Origin of the sequence: Thermomonas fusca DSM 15424 (assembly GCF_000423885.1) — a bacterium.
GTDB lineage: Bacteria > Pseudomonadota > Gammaproteobacteria > Xanthomonadales > Xanthomonadaceae > Thermomonas > Thermomonas fusca.
In genome coordinates this window covers 59,382-74,639 of record NZ_AUIV01000001.1, presented here as the reverse complement: position 1 = coordinate 74,639, position 15,258 = coordinate 59,382, and the positions used below count along the sequence as shown (strand labels likewise).

Here is a 15,258-nt window from a genome sequence, read left to right as displayed (position 1 = left end):
CCCAAGCCCCCTCGCATTGACGCCATCGTGACCATCATCAAGCAGGACGACCTGATTCAGTCCGTCGCCGACGCGTTGCAGTACATCAGCTACTACCACCCGGTCGATTACATCAAGAGCCTTGCTGCCGCGTACGAGCGCGAGGAGTCGCCCGCGGCCAAGGACGCGATGGCGCAGATCCTGATCAACTCGCGCATGTGCGCGGAAGGCCACCGCCCGATCTGCCAGGACACCGGCATCGTCACCGTGTTCCTGGAAGTGGGCATGGACGTGCGCTGGGAAGGCTTCACCGGCTCGCTGGAAGATGCCGTCAACGAGGGCGTGCGCCGCGCCTACCTCGATCCTGACAACAAGCTGCGCGCCAGCGTGCTGGCCGACCCGGCGGGCAAGCGGGTCAACACGAAGGACAATACGCCCTGCGTCATCAACACCAAGATCGTCGCCGGTGACAGGCTCGAGGTGATCGTGGCGGCGAAGGGCGGCGGCAGCGAGGCCAAGAGCAAGTTCGCGATGCTCAACCCCTCCGATTCCATCGTCGACTGGGTGCTCAAGACCGTGCCGACCATGGGCGCGGGCTGGTGCCCGCCGGGCATGCTCGGCATCGGCATCGGCGGCACCGCCGAGAAGGCGATGCTGCTGGCCAAGGAATCGCTGATGGAGGAGATCGACATCCAGGAGCTGATCGCGCGCGGGCCGCAAAATCGTGTGGAAGAGCTGCGCATCGAGCTGTTCGAGAAGGTCAACGCGCTGGGCATCGGCGCGCAGGGCCTGGGCGGCCTGACCACGGTGCTGGACGTCAAGATCAAGGACTTCCCGACCCATGCCGCCAATCTGCCGGTGGCGCTGATCCCCAACTGCGCGGCTACCCGCCACGCGCATTTCACCCTCGATGGCAGCGGCCCGGTGATGCTGGACCCGCCCTCGCTGGAAGACTGGCCCAGGCTCACCTACAGCCCGCAGAACGCGCGCCGGGTGAACCTGGACACGATCACCCGCGAGGAAGTGCAGACCTTCAAGCCGGGCGAGGTGCTGCTGCTCAACGGCAAGATGCTCACCGGCCGCGACGCCGCGCACAAGCGCATGGTCGACATGCTCAACAAGGGCGAGCCGCTGCCGGTCGACCTGGCCGGGCGTTTCATCTACTACGTCGGCCCGGTCGATCCGGTGCGCGACGAGGTGGTCGGCCCGGCCGGCCCCACCACCGCAACCCGCATGGACAAGTTCACCGAGCAGGTGCTCAGCGCCACCGGCCTGCTGGGCATGATCGGCAAGGCCGAGCGCGGCCCGGCGGCGCTGGAGGCGATCCGCAAGCACCGGTCGGTGTACCTGATGGCGGTCGGCGGTTCGGCCTACCTGGTGTCGAAGGCGATCAAGGCGGCGCGCGTGGTCGGTTTCGCCGACCTCGGCATGGAGGCGATCTACGAATTCGAGGTCAAGGACATGCCGGTGACGGTGGCGGTGGACAGCAGCGGCACCTCGGTGCACCAGACCGGGCCGCGTGAATGGCAGGCGAAGATCGGCAAGATCCCGTTGGCGGTGGTTACGTGAGCAACTCCCGCGTCGTCGACGGCCCGGGATTCCGGATCCGTTACGACGGCGAGCCCGGCTACCTGCGCGCGCACGTCTTCGACGGCACCGACTCGCTGGAAGTGTCGACCGCGATGTGGCGCATGCTTGGCGAGGAATGCCGCGCGGTGGGTGCCACCCGCATGCTGGTGCTGGAAGAGCTGCATTCGACCGTCGACGTCGCCGATGTGCCGCAGGTCATCGATTCGATGGTCGATGCCGGCTTGGCAGCGGTGCGGATCGCCTTCGTCGAGCTGCTGGATGACATCCAGGGCAGCGAACATGGCGAAATCCTGTGCCTGGAGCGCGGCATCACCATCCGTATCTTCTCGGACGTGGACGCCGCGCACCGCTGGCTGCGCTACGGGGATTGAGGCGCCCGCGCTCAGCGCGGCTTGCGCGTGTTCCCGGCCTTGTCGCTGTCCTTGGCGGCGGGCGCGGCGGTGGCGCTGCCCAGGCCGTTGCCGAGGTTCTGCTGGAAATCCTTCCACAGCGTCATGTTGCGCTCGGTCAGCTGATTCAGCATCGTCCACGGGGTCTGCCCCAGCATCCCGCCCATCTGTGAGCGGAACTGCTGCTGCTGTTCCAGGAACAGCTGCATCGAGCGTTCCAGGTAGTTGCCCATGAAGCCCTGCAGCGAGTCGCCGTAGAAGCGGATCAGCTGGCTGAGCATTTGGGTGGACAGCATCGGCTGCCCGTCCTGTTCGTGTTCGGTGATGATCTGCAGCAGCACCTGCCGGGTCAGGTCCTCGCCGGTCTTGGCATCGCGCACCTCGAAGGATTCGCCGTCCACGATCAGCTGGCGCACGTCCTCGATGGTGATGTAGCTGGAGATCTCGGTGTCGTAGAGGCGGCGGTTCGGGTACTTCTTGATGACGCGGATCGCGGACATTGAGCACGGACTCTGGACGGCACTGCAGCCAGCATGGCGCAGCGCAGCACGGGTTGCAACTCCCGGGAGGCGCGTCGGAGTTGCCGGAAATTTTTCCGTAAATCCCGGATTTCACGGTGTTTCCCGACATCGCGCGCGGCTGAGGCCCAGGCGCGGTCGCCACGGTCCGGATGGTGGCCGGAACGCGTGGGCCCCGGGCCGCCCGATTAAACTTGCGCGATGGAAACCGTATTGAAAGACCGCTTCGGCGGCATCGACCGCCTGTACGGCAGCGGCACGCTGGCGCGGCTGTCGGGTTGCCACGTCACCGTGGTCGGCATCGGCGGCGTTGGTTCGTGGGCGGTGGAGGCGCTGGCGCGCAGCGGCGTGGGCAAGCTCACCCTGATCGATGCCGACGATCTGTGCGTCTCCAATACCAACCGCCAGTTGCCGGCACTGGAAGGGCAGTACGGCCGCGCCAAGATCGAGGCGATGGCCGAGCGCTGCCGCGCGATCAATCCCGGAATTGCGCTTGAATTGAAGCCGCTGTTCCTCACGCCTTCGAACCTGGAGGAACTCTTGGGTACGCCCGTCGATCTGGTGCTGGACGCCTGCGACAGTTTTCGTGCCAAGGTCGAGATGATCGCCTACTGCCGCCGCCGCAAGCAGCCGCTCATCGCGGTGGGTTCGGCCGGCGGGCGCAGCGACGTGACCCAGATCCGGGTGCGCGATCTTTCGCGGACGGAGCACGATGCGATGCTGTCGCTCATCCGCAAGAAGCTGCGCGGCGAGTTCAATTTCCCGAAGAACCACGACCGCTATTTCGGCGTACCGGCGGTGTATTCGCTGGAGAACGTGCGCTATCCGCAGGCCGACGGCAGCGTCTGCGGCATCCGCCCGCAGCTGGGCAGGGACGAGGCGCTGAAGCTGGACTGCGGCGCGGGCCTGGGCGCTGCTACCCATGTGACCGGCGCGTTCGCGTTCGCGGCGGTGGGCAAGGCGATGGAGATGCTGCTGAAGCCGCCGAAGCAGGGTTGAGTGTTGTTTTGGCCCGCAGCCGGGCCGCGGGCCGATTGGTTCGACCGTTGTCGCGGATACGGGTTCGGTTCCGGACGGCCTTGCCGGGCCTGACGCTCGCAAGTCGCTCCCCGATACTCGCTTGGTTGCGAGCGCCAGGCCCGGCAAGGCCTGCAGTCGATCGCGTCTTACAGAGCAAAAAGCCGTCGCGCGTTGGCGCTCGTTGCACTGGCGATCTCATCCTGCGTTGCGTTGCGCAGCGTGGCGACGATGTCGAGGACTTCCGGCAGGTGCGCGGGTTCGTTGCGTTGGCCGCGATGCGCGGCGCCGGGCTGGTCGGGGCTGTCGGTTTCCAGCAGCAGTTGTTCCAGCGGCATGGCCGCAACGGTGGCGCGCAGGCGCTTGGCGCGCTGGTAGGTGACCGGCCCGCCGATGCCGAGCAGGAAGCCGAGCTTGTGCAGTTGCGCGGCCTGTTCGGCGCTGCCGGAAAAGCTGTGCACCACCCCGCGCAGGCCCGGAAAACGGCGGACGGCAGCGATCACCGCGTCCACCGCCCGGCGCGCGTGCACGATCACCGGCAGGTCGAATTCGGCAGCCAGCGCCAGCTGCCCGTCGAAGTAGTGCTGCTGGCGCCCGGGGTCCAGCCCTTCGACGAAATAGTCCAGTCCGCATTCGCCGACCGCCAGCGGCCTTTCGCGCTCGATCCAGTCGCGCAGCCGGTGCAGATGCTCCGGGCGATGCTCGGCCAGGTACATCGGGTGCAGGCCGTAGGCAGGGTGCAGGCCGGGAAACTGCGCGCATACGGCTTTCAGCTTGGGCCAGCCTGCAGCGTCCACGGCGGGCACGATCTGCACGCGCACGCCTGCCGCCAGCGCGCGCGCATGCGCATCGGCGCGGTCGGCGTCGAACTCCGCGGCATCGAAATGACTGTGGCTGTCGACCAGGCGCATCAGGCCATCAGCGCCGGCTTGCGCGCCCTTCAATGGGGGGCGGGAGCGTGCCCGGCTTTTTCTTCCAGCGCGACAGGAGCAAGGTGCCCAGGCCCAGCAGGATCTCGTCCGCGAACGGAATGAAGTCGGGGACCACCAGGTCGAGCAGGAACAGCGCGGCAGCCAGCAGAAACAGGCGCGGGAAGCTCAGCCTGCCGAACCAGCGCATCAGCGGCGAAACAAGGGGATTGGCCATGTCCGGAAACTAGCATGCACGCGGTGCAAACATCGCGTGTGTGAAGCTGAACGCAGCCCGGTGCCATGCCGGCCTGCTCGGGGTCGATTCAGATTGCCCGTGGTGCAATCGGTCGCGGAACAGGGACCACTCAACTTTCAGCGGGAGAACCACCATGCCGAAGAACAACACTCTTGCCGTTGCGCTTGCCGCGCTGCTGGTTGGCGGTGTGGCCACCGCGGGCTACATGAACAGCCGCAGCAACGAGGGAATTACCGCGCCGTCGCTGGCCGGGGGCGCTGCCACGCGGGCGCAGGTCGATTTCGCCGAGGTCGTTGGCGTCAAGCCGGTGACCGAGCGCGAGCCGCTGTACGCCACCGTCATCGGCAGCGAGCCGATCCGGGAATCCAATACGACCAGCACGCCGCGTGAGGTCTGTGAGAACGTGACGGTGCAGGAGCGCCTGCCGGAGCGCGATGGCAACGTCGGCGGCACCGTCGCCGGTGCGGTCATCGGTGGCCTGGTCGGCAATCAGGTCGGCGGCGGCAATGGCCGCAAGCTGGCCACCGTGGCTGGCGCGGTGGCTGGTGGCTATGCAGGCCGCGAGGTCGACCGGCGCCACGTCGGCGGCCAGGTGGTCAATCGCACCGATCGCCGCTGCCGCACCGTCAACAGCACCTCCACCAGCGCCCGCACCGTGGCGTGGAACGTGACCTATCGCAACCCCGACGGCACCACCGGCAGCATGCGCACCGACAGCAAGCCCGGCGAGCGAATCGCCCTGGGGGATGCCGAGAAGACGGTGGGATATGACGTGACCTACCGTTGGGATGGGCAGCAGCGCACCGTGCGCATGGACCAGGATCCGGGCACGCAGCTGCCGGTGATCGATGGCCGGGTAGTGACCCAGACGGCCTCGGCTGAAGGCGCGACGCTGCGCTGATCCCACGTAGTTCAACCCATCCAGTTGCCATGGCGGGGCCGGAGCGATCCGGTCCCGCCTGCGTTTGGCTGCCGGCAAAATAGCGATGCCGGCGAAACGCACGGCTTTTGCGGAAAGCCCGTCGTTACGCCTGAGCGGGATTGGCGAATCGTACGTACCGATTGCGCGGCATGCGCGATTACAATGGCGGTTCGTCCAATTCGACCGTCAAAACATGGCCCTGCATCCGTACGATCTCTACGACGTCCGCTCCCTGCTGAGCGAGGAAGAACGCGCGGTGCAGGACACCGTGGCGCGCTTCACCGACGAACGCGTGCGTCCCATCATCGGCGAGGCCTTCGACGCGGGCCGCTTCCCGAAGGAACTGGTGCCGGAGATCGCGGAAATGGGCCTGCTGGGTTCGTCGCTGCCTGAAAAATACGGCTGCGCTGGCCTCAATGGCGTCAGCTACGGCCTGATCTGCCAGGAGCTGGAGCGTGGCGACTCCGGCATCCGTAGCTTCGTCAGCGTGCAGAGCTCGCTGTGCATGTACCCGATCTATGCCTATGGTAGCGAGGAGCAGCGCATGCGCTGGCTGCCCGACATGGCGGCGGGCAAGGTGATCGGCTGCTTCGGCCTGACCGAACCGCACGGCGGCTCAGACCCGGCCAACATGAAGACCCACGCCAAGCGCGACGGCGATGACTGGGTGATCAACGGCAGCAAGATGTGGATCACCAACGGCAACCTGGCCGACATCGCCATTGTCTGGGCGCAGACCGACGACGGCATCCAGGGCTTCCTGCTGGAGAAGGGCACGCCCGGTTTCAGCGCGCAGGAGATCAAGCACAAGATGTCGCTGCGCGCCTCGGTCACCAGCGCGCTGTTCTTCGACAACGTGCGCGTGCCGGATTCCAGCCGCCTGCCCAACGTGAAGGGGCTGAAGGGCCCGCTGGGCTGCCTGACCCAGGCCCGCTACGGCATCACCTGGGGTCCGATCGGCGCCGCCATCGCCTGCCTGGACGAAGTCGTCCACTACACCAAGGAGCGCATCCTGTTCGGCCGCCCGGTGGCCGCAACCCAGAGCGCGCAGATCAAGATGGCCGAGATGGCCCGTCGCATCACCCTGGCGCAGTTGCTCTCGCTGCAGCTGGGACGGCTGAAGGATGCCGGGACCATGCAGCCGGCCCAGGTCAGCCTGGCGAAGTGGAACAACTGCCGGATGGCGATCGACATCGCCCGCGAATGCCGCGACCTGCTTGGCGGCGCCGGCATCACCACCGAACACGCGGCGATCCGACATGCGCTCAACCTCGAGTCCGTCATCACCTACGAAGGCACCGAAACCGTGCACCAGCTGGTGATCGGCCGCGAGCTGACCGGCATCAACGCGTTCTGATTCGGCGGAGGCCGGCGATGGAGTTCGGTCCCACCCTCGAAACCGCTCGCCTGCGCCTGCGCGTGCCGCAGGCGGGCGACTTCGAGCGCTTTGCCGAGGTGCTGGGCAACGAGGAGGCCGCGCGCTACATCGGCGGGCAGCAGCCGCGCGCCGCGGCGTGGCGGCGCTTCCTGCAGATGCCGGGTGCCTGGGTGGTGCAGGGATTCGGCATGTTCTCGGTGATCGACAAGGCCAGCGGCCGCTGGCTGGGCCAGGTCGGGCCGTGGAAGCCGGATGGCTGGCCGGGCAACGAGATCGGCTGGACCTTCCATCCGGACGCCTGGGGCCGTGGCTATGCGACCGAAGCGGCCGTCGCCGCGCTCGACTGGGCCTTCGCCAACCTCGGCTGGGACGATGTCATCCACTGCATCGATCCGGTCAACGCCGCGTCGCAGGCGCTGGCGCAGCGGCTTGGTTCGCGCAACCTCGGTGCGGTGAAATTGCCGGCGCCTTACGAAGACGCGCCGTCCGATGCCTGGGGCCAGAGCCGCGCGGACTGGGCGGAAAACCGGAAGCGTTTCGCATGATCGCCGTGCACGGCTTCTCGCCTTCGGGCAATTGCCACAAGGTGAAGCTGCTGCTGGAGCAGCTTGGCCACGACTACCGCTGGATCGAAACGAACAGCGCGATCGGCGAAACTCGGACGCCGGACTACCTGGCGAAGAATCCGAACGGCAAGGTGCCGATGGTCGAGCGCGAGGACGGCAGCGTCCTGGTCGAGTCGAACGCAATCCTGTGCTGGCTGGCCGACGGCACGCCGTTCCTGCCGGCCGATCCGTGGCAGAAGGCGCAGGCGCTGTCGTGGATGTTCTTCGAGCAGTACAGCCACGAGCCCTGCATCGCGGTGGCGCGCTTCATCTGTGGCTGGACGCCGCTGGATTCGCCGCGCCGTCCCGGCCTGCCCACGCTGCGCGAACGCGGCCACGCCGCGCTGGCGGTGATGGAGCAGCACCTCGCGTCGCATCCGTGGTTCACCGGTAGCGATTACGGCATCGCCGACATCGCCCTGTATGCGTATACCTGCGTGGCCCCGCACGGCGGCATCGCGCTGGACGCGTACCCGGCCGTGCGCGACTGGCTGGCCCGCGTCGAGGCCACGCCCGGCTTCGTGCCGATGCCGGCGCCGGACGCCGCGGCGCAGGCGCTGATCGACCAGTCCACCTGACCTTCATTCCCATCGTCCTTCCCGCGCGGCGGGGAGGGGAGACCCGCATGTTCAATACCGTTCCCAACCCCATCCCGGCCCGCATGAAGGGCCTCAACCGCGCCGAGATCTGCGACGTCAATTTCCAGGAATTCGTGCGCGGCTGGAACGGCCATGCGCAGCCCAGGCCGGCGCCGGACGAGGCCATCCTCGACGGCAGCGCGCTGGATGCCCGCGGCTTCCGCGAGCTGTTCGAGTCGCAGCTGATTTCGCGCCACCTGGACCTGATGGCGCGCGTGCTGCGGGTGCAGAACAAGGTCTTCTACACCATCGGCTCCAGTGGCCACGAAGGCAACGCGATGGTTGCGCGCGCAGCCCGCCACACCGACCCGGCGTTCCTGCACTATCGCAGCGGCGGCTTCATGGCCGAGCGCTTCCGCAAGCTGCCGGGGATGGATCCGGTCATGGATTCGGCGCTTAGCTTCGCCGCCAGCGCGGAAGATCCGGCCAGCGGCGGCCGCCACAAGGTCTGGGGCAGCAAGCCGCTGTGGGTGCTGCCGCAGACCTCGACGATTGCATCCCATCTGCCGAAGGCGTTGGGCACTGCGGTGGCGATCGAAGCCGGCAAGCGCCTCGGCGTGGGCCTGCCGATCCCGGACGATTCCATCGCCATCTGTTCGTTCGGCGATGCCTCCGCCAACCACGCCACCGCGCAGACTGCGTTCAACGCCGCCAGCTGGACGGCCTACCAGAAGCTGCCGGCGCCGGTGCTGTACGTCTGCGAGGACAACGGCATCGGCATCTCGGTGAAGACGCCCACCGGCTGGATCGGCGAAAGCTTCCGCAACCGTCCGGACCTCGATTATTTCTTCGCCGATGGCCTCGACCTTGCCAGCGGTTACGGCGACGTGCTGCGCGCGGTCGAGCATTGCCGGCGGACGCGTCGGCCGACCTTCCTGCACCTGCGCACACAGCGCATCATGGGCCACGCCGGCACCGACTTCGAGATCGAGTGGCGCAGCATCGAGGAATTGTGCGCGGTGGAGGCGGGCGATCCGCTGCTGCGTTCGGCCGCGATCGCGCTGGAGTCCGGCGCGATGAGCAAGGACGAAGTGCTGGCGCTGTACGAGGAAACGCGGAAGAAGTGCTTCGCCGCCGCCGAGGACGCCGACAGCCGTCCGCGCATCGAGACGCTGGAGCACGTGATGCGGCCGCTGGCGCCGTACACGCCGGACAAGGTGCAGGCCGAAGCGACGCGCGCGCCGTCGCATGAGGCGCGCATCAAGGCCTTCGGCAGCGAGGAGAGGCTGCCCGAGAAGCAGGTGCCGAAGCACCTTGCCATCCAGATCAACCAGGCCCTGCACGACCTGTTCGCCAAGTATCCGGAAACGCTGCTGTTCGGCGAAGATGTTGCCCAGAAGGGTGGCGTGTACACGGTCACCAAGGGCCTGCACAAGGCGTTCGGCAACCGTCGCGTGTTCAACACGCTGCTGGACGAAACAATGATCCTTGGCATGGCGCAGGGCTTCGCCAACATGGGTATGCTGCCGATCCCCGAGATCCAGTACCTGGCCTACCTGCACAACGCCATCGACCAGCTGCGCGGCGAGGCCTGCTCGCTGCAGTTCTTCAGCGACGACCAGTTCCGCAACCCGATGGTGGTGCGCATCGCCGGCCTGGGCTACCAGCGCGGCTTCGGCGGGCACTTCCACAACGACAACTCGGTGTCCGCGCTGCGCGACATCCCGGGCCTGGTGGTCGGCTGCCCCTCGCGCGGCGACGACGCCGCGATGATGCTGCGCACGCTGGCGGCGCTGGCGAAGGTGGACGGGCGCGTCACCGCCTTCCTCGAACCCATCGCGCTGTACATGACCAAGGACCTGTACGAGCCTGGCGACGGCCAGTGGCTGACCGAGTACCCGGCGCCCGACCAGGCGCTGGTGCTGGGCGAGGAGCGCGCCTACAACCCGGACGCCACCGATTGCGTGATCTTCAGCTTCGGCAACGGCGTGCCGATGAGCCTGCGCGCCGCGCGCGAGATCGAGAAGAAGCACGGCTGGAAGGTGCGCGTGGTCGACCTGCGCTGGCTGGTGCCGCTGAACCATGCCGCGATTGCCCGGCACGCGGGCGAATGCGATCGCATCCTGGTCGTCGATGAAGGCCGCTTCAGCGCCGGCATTGGCGAAGGCGTGATCACCGCGATCACGGAAGGCGGCTTCGGCGGCAAGCCGATCAGGCGCGTCGTCGGTGCGGACACCTACACGCCGCTGGCCGGCGCGGCGTTCCTGGTGATCCCGAAGGACGAGGACATCGTCGCGGCGGCGCAGCAGCTGGCCTGAGGGCCGGCTGCATCGGGCGAGGCTTCAGCGCGGGAGCGGGCCGGTCATTCGGCCCGTTCCAGCGTGTAGTACACCGTGGGCGAGCCCTGCCGCAGCAGCGTCAGGGTGTTGCCGTCGGCACTGAGCTGCACCTGCATGTCGTCGCTGGCCGGCTGCCCCCGCCAGGAGTAGTGGGTGGTCAGCCGGTTTCCCGCGAGCGTGTAGCGGCCCTTCATCGCGTTGAGGATGCCGCCGATGTAGAGGTTCTGCTCGTAGCTGCCATCCGGTTTGAGGGTGAGGGTGCCGCGGGTGTCGAGATGTTCGCTGGTCACGCCGCTGGCGTCGTGGAAGGCCGCGGCGCGGTAGAACCAGCGATCGGCCAGCGAGGGCGCGGCGGCAGGCGGCGTATTGGGTGCGGGACGCGTTGGCGCCGGTCCTGCGACCGGTGGTGCGGGCGGTGCGGTCACTGGCGGCGCAGGCCGCGGTTGAGCCGGAGCCGGCGTTGCCGGCGTTGCCGGCGTGGCGGGCGCGGGCCCTGCCGTTCGGGGAGTGGATCCTGCCCACTCCACGCCGAGCGGGTTGGAGGCGCCCGACGCCCCGGTTGCGGGCGCCGCACCAGCGCGGCGGCCCTGCCATTCCACGCCCAGAGGATTGCCGGGCGATGCCGGTGCCGGCGCGGGGGCGGCGCTCGAGCCCCCCTGCCATTGCACCCCCAGCGGATTGCCGGACGCCGGCGTCGCGCTGCCGCCGCTGCGGCTGCCCGTCGCGTTTCCACCGGGCGCGCCGCCGTCGCCGCCGGAACGGATGCGGCCTGGCGGCACCCATTCGTCCCAGTTGCTGCCGTAGCCGTCGTAGCGCACCAGGGACCGGCCGTCGCGGGTCTGCAGGATCTGCGCCGGATACCAGCGCCCGCTCCATTCCACGGTCACGCGCGCCCCGGGGGCGTAGGCGCCGCTGGCAGCTGCCGGTGGCGCTGCGGCGGCGCTGTTGCCGCCCAGCCGGGTGCCGGTGGCCGCGTGGCCGCCGACGCCACCGAACAGGACGATCAAGCGGTCGTCGGGGGCGCGATAGAACTCGTATTCGCCGCCGGAGGGATGCAGCAGCCGGTAATAGCGGCGACCGGGCTGGTGGTGCCAGGGGCGCACCTCCTCCAGGCGTCCGCTGCGTCCGCCCCAACGGTAGCGGCCGTCCGCGGCGATCTCCAACCGGTTCATCGCCGCGCCGGCCTGGTAGTGCTGGTAGACGTTGCGGCCGTCGCTGGAGTACATCACCGCGCCCGGGATCCATACGTCCCAGCTGCCGGCAATGGCCGCCTCGGGTGCGCCGGGATTGGCCACCAGCGGGGCGCGATCCATGCTGGAGGGATCCACGCGCTGGCCGGCCAGCGCCGGCAGGGACAGGCACAGGAGGATGCAGGATGCAGCGAGCAGGCGCATAACGACTCCTTGGACACGGATGGATTCGGGATCTTGGTCCGTGGCGCCAGCGCGAGGATTGATCTGGATCATCAGGGCGCGATTTTGTGTTTCAGCGTCCGCGCCAGCGGCAGCGGCAATCGTGGGAGCGAACGCAGCAGCCAGGGCAGCATGCGGCGCTTGGTGCCGCCCAGCGCTTCCGGCACGACCGCTTCGATCAGGTGCGGACCGGGCCGGGCCAGCGCGTATTCGAGCGCCTTGCAGAAGCTTTCCGCGCTGTCGGCGCGGGCGGCGTGCACGCCCATGCCCTGCGCCAGTCGGCAGAAGTCCAGCACCGGACCGTGCAGGTCGAGCTGCGAGCGGGCCTTGGGGCCCGGCGCGGCGTCGGCGCCCACGCGTTCGAGTTCTACATTGAGGACCGAATACGACGCGTTGTTGAAGATGATGGTGGTGACGTCCAGACGCTCGCGCGCCATCGTCCACAGCGCCTGCAGCGTGTACATCGCGCTGCCGTCGCCGACCAGCGCGATGACCGGGCGATCCGGGCAGGCGATGGCCGCGCCCACCGCATTCGGCAGGCCCTGCCCGATGGCGCCGCCGGTGAGGGTGAGCAGATCGTGGCGCGGCGCGCCCGCGGTCATCGCGCCCAGCAGCAGGCCGGAGGTGATGGCCTCGTCGATGACGATGGCGCGCTCCGGCAACAGGTGGCCGACCGCCTTGCAGACCTTGGCGGCGCTGAGCCGGCCTCGTGGGCGAGAAGGCCGCGCAACGGGTTGCAGCGCAGGCGTCGCTTGCGTCGCGCCCAGCGCGGCGGCGAGCCTGTCGAGGCTGGCGCCGGCGTCCTGCGCCGGCGTCGCCAGCACATGCACGCGGCAGCCGTCCGGCACCAGCTCACTGGCCTTGCCGGGATAGGCGAAAAACGACACCGGCGGTTTCGCATCCACCAGCACCAAGTGCTCGATGCCGGTGAGCTGCAGCGTGGCCAGTTCGGCCAGGTAGGCGATGCGCTCCACCGCCGGCAGCCCGGCGCCGCGTTCCAGCCGGGTGGGGAAGACTTCGCAGAAAAGCTTCACCCCGCACTGCGCGGCGATGCGCGCCGCAGCCAGCAGCGCCGGTTCGCGCAGCGCGTTGCTGCCCAGCAGCAGGGCGGCCTTGCCGCCGCTCCGGATGGCGCTGGCGATGGCGGCAACGCTGGCGTCGTCCGCCGGCGGCGGCGCGGGCGCGGGCGGAGGCGGGCAAGGCGTGCCGCCTTCCCCCCAGCTGACGTCGGCGGGCAGGATCAGTGTCGCTACCTGTCCGGGCAGGCCGCGCGCGGCCTGGATCGCGGCCACCGCATCGGCGCACAGCGTGGCGGTGGTTTTGGATGTGCGCACGAAGCCGGGCGAGACGTTGCGCGCCACGGTTTCGATGTCGGACTGCAGCTGTGCGTCGAACGGCACGTGGTGGGTGGCGTGGTCGCCGACGATGTTGACCACCGGCACCTTGCCCTTGCGCGCGTTGTGCAGGTTGGCGAGGCCATTGCCGAGGCCGCAGCCAAGATGCAGCAGGGTGGCGGCGGGCTTGCCGGCCATCCGTGCATAGCCGTCGGCGGCGCCGGTGGCCACGCCCTCGAACAGCGCCAGCACCGCGCGCATGCGCGGCTCCGAATCGAGCGCGGCGACGAAGTGCATTTCGCTGGTGCCGGGGTTGGAGAAGCAGACCTCGATGCCGGCGTCGGCCAGCGTTTTCATCAGGGCTTGCGCGCCGTTCATGGCTCAGGCTCCGCTGTGGATGGCACGCGCGGCGGCGCGCGCGGTGAGGATGCAGCCGGGCAGGAAGGTGCCTTCCAGCGAGCGCTTGCCGCAGGCACCGCCGCCGCCGAAGCCGGCGGCTTCACCCACGCAGTACAGGCCGGCGATCGGCGCCGCGGCGGCGTCCAGCACGCGCGAATGCAGGTCGGTGCGCAGCCCGCCCAGGCTCTTGCGGGTGATCAGCTGCATGTGGATGGCGATGTAGGGCCCGGCACCAGGCTGCTGCAGCGGCGCGGGTTTGCAGGTGCGCAGCGCATCCGGCCCCCACTGGCGCGCATGCAGGATGCGCTGCACCTGCGGGTCAGCCTCCGGGTTCGCGCCTGCCGCGAAGTTCGCATCGAAGGCATCGGCGGTGGCCTGCAGCGTGGCCGCATCGACGTCGTGCGAGCAGGTCAGCGCGTTCATCTGGTCCGCCAGCCCGGCCAGCGTGTCGTCGACCAGGAAGTGCGCGCTCTCGTGCTGCATCTGCCGCACCAGCCGGTGGTTGCCCAGCAGTGTTTCCTTGAGGAAGCGCAGGAACTGCTTGTCGCGGATGCGCGGGTTGTGCTCGGCGCCGGAGATCGCGAACTCCTTGGCCGCGATGCGCCAGTTGAGCAGGTGCCAGGTCCACGGTTTTTCCTGCTCGGCCACCCGCTGGCATAGCCAGTGGGTGTCGAAGCCGGTCACCAGCGGCTCCGGACCGATGCGCCGACCGCCGTGGTCCAGCCACAGCGCCGACTTGCACGGGATCGCCGACAGCCCGTGCCCCTCGAAATGCGGGAACGGATGCGGGAAGCCGGCGGCGTAGTTCCACATCTCGCCGGCGCGGACGATGCGCGCCCCCAGCGCTTCGGCGGCGTGATGCATGGCGCCGTCGGCATACGGATGCGCGCCGTTGAGCATGGCGGCGGGCATCGGCCGTTCCAGCGGCCAGTTGCGGCGGGTTTCGGCGTGGCCGCCGTTGAGGCCGCCGGTGGCCAGCACCACCACCGGCGCGTCGATGCGGACTTCGCTGCCGCTGGCTTCGTCGACGGCCCGCGCGCCGGCCACGCGCCCGTCACTTGTTTCCAGCGTGGTGATGCGGTGGCGATGCAGGAGCGTGAGCCTGCCGTTCGCGCCAGCCTCGCGCAGCGCGGAGATCATCCGCCGCGCCAGCTCGCGCGAGCTGCCCCAGACGACGTGATAGCGCGGTACCGAATTGCCGTCGCCGTCGCGCCCGCGCTCCACCCAGTTCACCGCCGGCATGAAGCTGATGCCGTGCGCCTGCAGCCAGTCGTGCACGTCGGTGCGGGAGTGTTCGACGTAATGGCGCGCCCACGCGGTGGCGTGGGTGTCGGCCGGATCGAACTCGCCAAAGCGCATCCAGTCGCGCAGCGCGATCTCCGGCGTATCGATGATCTTGCGGCGCGCCTGCAGCGGCGTGCCCACCAGCGCCATGCCGCCGAACGCCCACAGCGCCAGCCCGCCGAAACGCTCCGGCGTGTCGCGGTCCACCAGCACCACGCGGTGGCCGGCGCGCAGCAGTTCCAGCGCCGTGACGATGCCGGCAAGGCCGCCGCCGACGACCAGTACATCGGAATTCAGTAATGCCATGTGGCCATTCCCCGGAATGCCATGGTCACGTGCCGGTTGCT

The 15,258-nt window shown here is 68.8% G+C and carries 14 protein-coding genes; 8 read left to right on the top strand and 6 right to left on the bottom strand.

The features are described from left to right. Nucleotides 1–27: 27 nt before the first annotated feature. Together G582_RS0100345 and G582_RS0100340 are read left to right on the top strand one after the other, a co-directional pair. Complete coding sequence (locus G582_RS0100345) at nt 28–1,548, top strand: fumarate hydratase (protein WP_028838128.1); 1,521 nt, start codon at nt 28–30, stop codon at nt 1,546–1,548. Further along, entirely contained in the window at nt 1,545–1,940 is a 396-nt protein-coding gene (locus tag G582_RS0100340; protein WP_028838127.1) for a hypothetical protein, read from the top strand. The genes G582_RS0100345 and G582_RS0100340 overlap by 4 nt, the downstream gene beginning before the upstream one ends. A gap of 11 nt (nt 1,941–1,951) precedes the next feature. On the opposite strand, the gene phaR is transcribed toward G582_RS0100340, so the two are convergent. After that, complete coding sequence (phaR, locus tag G582_RS0100335) at nt 1,952–2,458, bottom strand: polyhydroxyalkanoate synthesis repressor PhaR (protein WP_028838126.1); 507 nt, start codon at nt 2,456–2,458, stop codon at nt 1,952–1,954. 219 nt (nt 2,459–2,677) lie between these two features. Here phaR and G582_RS0100330 point away from each other — a divergent pair, with 219 nt between their 5' ends. Further along, nucleotides 2,678–3,475, top strand: a complete 798-nt coding sequence (locus G582_RS0100330; protein WP_028838125.1) for a tRNA threonylcarbamoyladenosine dehydratase — start codon at nt 2,678–2,680, stop codon at nt 3,473–3,475. Nucleotides 3,476–3,642: 167 nt separating this feature from the next. Here the strand turns inward: G582_RS0100330 and G582_RS0100325 are convergent, their stop codons facing one another. Both G582_RS0100325 and G582_RS0100320 read right to left on the bottom strand, forming a co-directional pair. Then, a complete protein-coding gene (locus G582_RS0100325) occupies nt 3,643–4,407 on the bottom strand; it encodes a TatD family hydrolase (RefSeq protein ID WP_028838124.1) in 765 nt (254 codons plus the stop codon). A 4-nt stretch (nt 4,408–4,411) separates the two neighbouring features. Continuing rightward, the gene (locus G582_RS0100320) at nt 4,412–4,639 is read right to left on the bottom strand and encodes a DUF6116 family protein (protein WP_028838123.1); all 228 of its coding nucleotides are present in this window, start codon (nt 4,637–4,639) and stop codon (nt 4,412–4,414) included. A gap of 154 nt (nt 4,640–4,793) precedes the next feature. Here G582_RS0100320 and G582_RS0100315 point away from each other — a divergent pair, with 154 nt between their 5' ends. The 5 genes from G582_RS0100315 to G582_RS0100295 all read left to right on the top strand — a co-directional run bounded on the left by G582_RS0100315 (nt 4,794) and on the right by G582_RS0100295 (nt 10,461). Next, the gene (locus G582_RS0100315; protein ID WP_028838122.1) at nt 4,794–5,561 is read left to right on the top strand and encodes a glycine zipper 2TM domain-containing protein; all 768 of its coding nucleotides are present in this window, start codon (nt 4,794–4,796) and stop codon (nt 5,559–5,561) included. A 214-nt stretch (nt 5,562–5,775) separates the two neighbouring features. Then, complete coding sequence (locus tag G582_RS0100310) at nt 5,776–6,939, top strand: acyl-CoA dehydrogenase family protein (RefSeq protein ID WP_028838121.1); 1,164 nt, start codon at nt 5,776–5,778, stop codon at nt 6,937–6,939. A gap of 17 nt (nt 6,940–6,956) precedes the next feature. Continuing rightward, entirely contained in the window at nt 6,957–7,505 is a 549-nt protein-coding gene (locus tag G582_RS0100305; RefSeq protein WP_028838120.1) for a GNAT family N-acetyltransferase, read from the top strand. Then, complete coding sequence (locus G582_RS0100300; RefSeq protein ID WP_038052252.1) at nt 7,502–8,143, top strand: glutathione S-transferase family protein; 642 nt, start codon at nt 7,502–7,504, stop codon at nt 8,141–8,143. The genes G582_RS0100305 and G582_RS0100300 overlap by 4 nt, the downstream gene beginning before the upstream one ends. A 47-nt stretch (nt 8,144–8,190) precedes the next feature. Beyond that, the gene (locus tag G582_RS0100295) at nt 8,191–10,461 is read left to right on the top strand and encodes a thiamine pyrophosphate-dependent enzyme (protein ID WP_028838118.1); all 2,271 of its coding nucleotides are present in this window, start codon (nt 8,191–8,193) and stop codon (nt 10,459–10,461) included. Between the two features lie 44 nt (nt 10,462–10,505). On the opposite strand, the gene G582_RS17010 is transcribed toward G582_RS0100295, so the two are convergent. The 3 genes from G582_RS17010 to G582_RS0100280 all read right to left on the bottom strand — a co-directional run bounded on the left by G582_RS17010 (nt 10,506) and on the right by G582_RS0100280 (nt 15,217). Next, nucleotides 10,506–11,876: a Tudor-knot domain-containing protein gene (locus G582_RS17010; RefSeq protein WP_051246357.1), complete on the bottom strand. Its 1,371-nt coding sequence runs from the start codon at nt 11,874–11,876 to the stop codon at nt 10,506–10,508. A 71-nt stretch (nt 11,877–11,947) separates the two neighbouring features. Then, complete coding sequence (locus G582_RS0100285; RefSeq protein ID WP_028838117.1) at nt 11,948–13,606, bottom strand: acetolactate synthase large subunit; 1,659 nt, start codon at nt 13,604–13,606, stop codon at nt 11,948–11,950. 3 nt (nt 13,607–13,609) lie between these two features. Then, entirely contained in the window at nt 13,610–15,217 is a 1,608-nt protein-coding gene (locus G582_RS0100280; protein ID WP_028838116.1) for an FAD-dependent oxidoreductase, read from the bottom strand. Nucleotides 15,218–15,258: the final 41 nt, after the last annotated feature.

What these genes read in the sequence shown, in the direction of transcription:
- phaR (WP_028838126.1), bottom strand. Translation starts at nt 2,458, where the DNA reads ATGTCCGCGATCCGCGTCATCAAGAAGTACCCGAACCGCCGCCTCTAC.
- G582_RS0100330 (WP_028838125.1), top strand. Translation starts at nt 2,678, where the DNA reads ATGGAAACCGTATTGAAAGACCGCTTCGGCGGCATCGACCGCCTGTAC.
- G582_RS0100320 (WP_028838123.1), bottom strand. Translation starts at nt 4,639, where the DNA reads ATGGCCAATCCCCTTGTTTCGCCGCTGATGCGCTGGTTCGGCAGGCTG.
- G582_RS0100315 (WP_028838122.1), top strand. Translation starts at nt 4,794, where the DNA reads ATGCCGAAGAACAACACTCTTGCCGTTGCGCTTGCCGCGCTGCTGGTT.
- G582_RS0100310 (WP_028838121.1), top strand. Translation starts at nt 5,776, where the DNA reads ATGGCCCTGCATCCGTACGATCTCTACGACGTCCGCTCCCTGCTGAGC.
- G582_RS0100305 (WP_028838120.1), top strand. Translation starts at nt 6,957, where the DNA reads ATGGAGTTCGGTCCCACCCTCGAAACCGCTCGCCTGCGCCTGCGCGTG.
- G582_RS0100300 (WP_038052252.1), top strand. Translation starts at nt 7,502, where the DNA reads ATGATCGCCGTGCACGGCTTCTCGCCTTCGGGCAATTGCCACAAGGTG.
- G582_RS0100295 (WP_028838118.1), top strand. Translation starts at nt 8,191, where the DNA reads ATGTTCAATACCGTTCCCAACCCCATCCCGGCCCGCATGAAGGGCCTC.
- G582_RS17010 (WP_051246357.1), bottom strand. Translation starts at nt 11,876, where the DNA reads ATGCGCCTGCTCGCTGCATCCTGCATCCTCCTGTGCCTGTCCCTGCCG.
- G582_RS0100285 (WP_028838117.1), bottom strand. Translation starts at nt 13,606, where the DNA reads ATGAACGGCGCGCAAGCCCTGATGAAAACGCTGGCCGACGCCGGCATC.
- G582_RS0100280 (WP_028838116.1), bottom strand. Translation starts at nt 15,217, where the DNA reads ATGGCATTACTGAATTCCGATGTACTGGTCGTCGGCGGCGGCCTTGCC.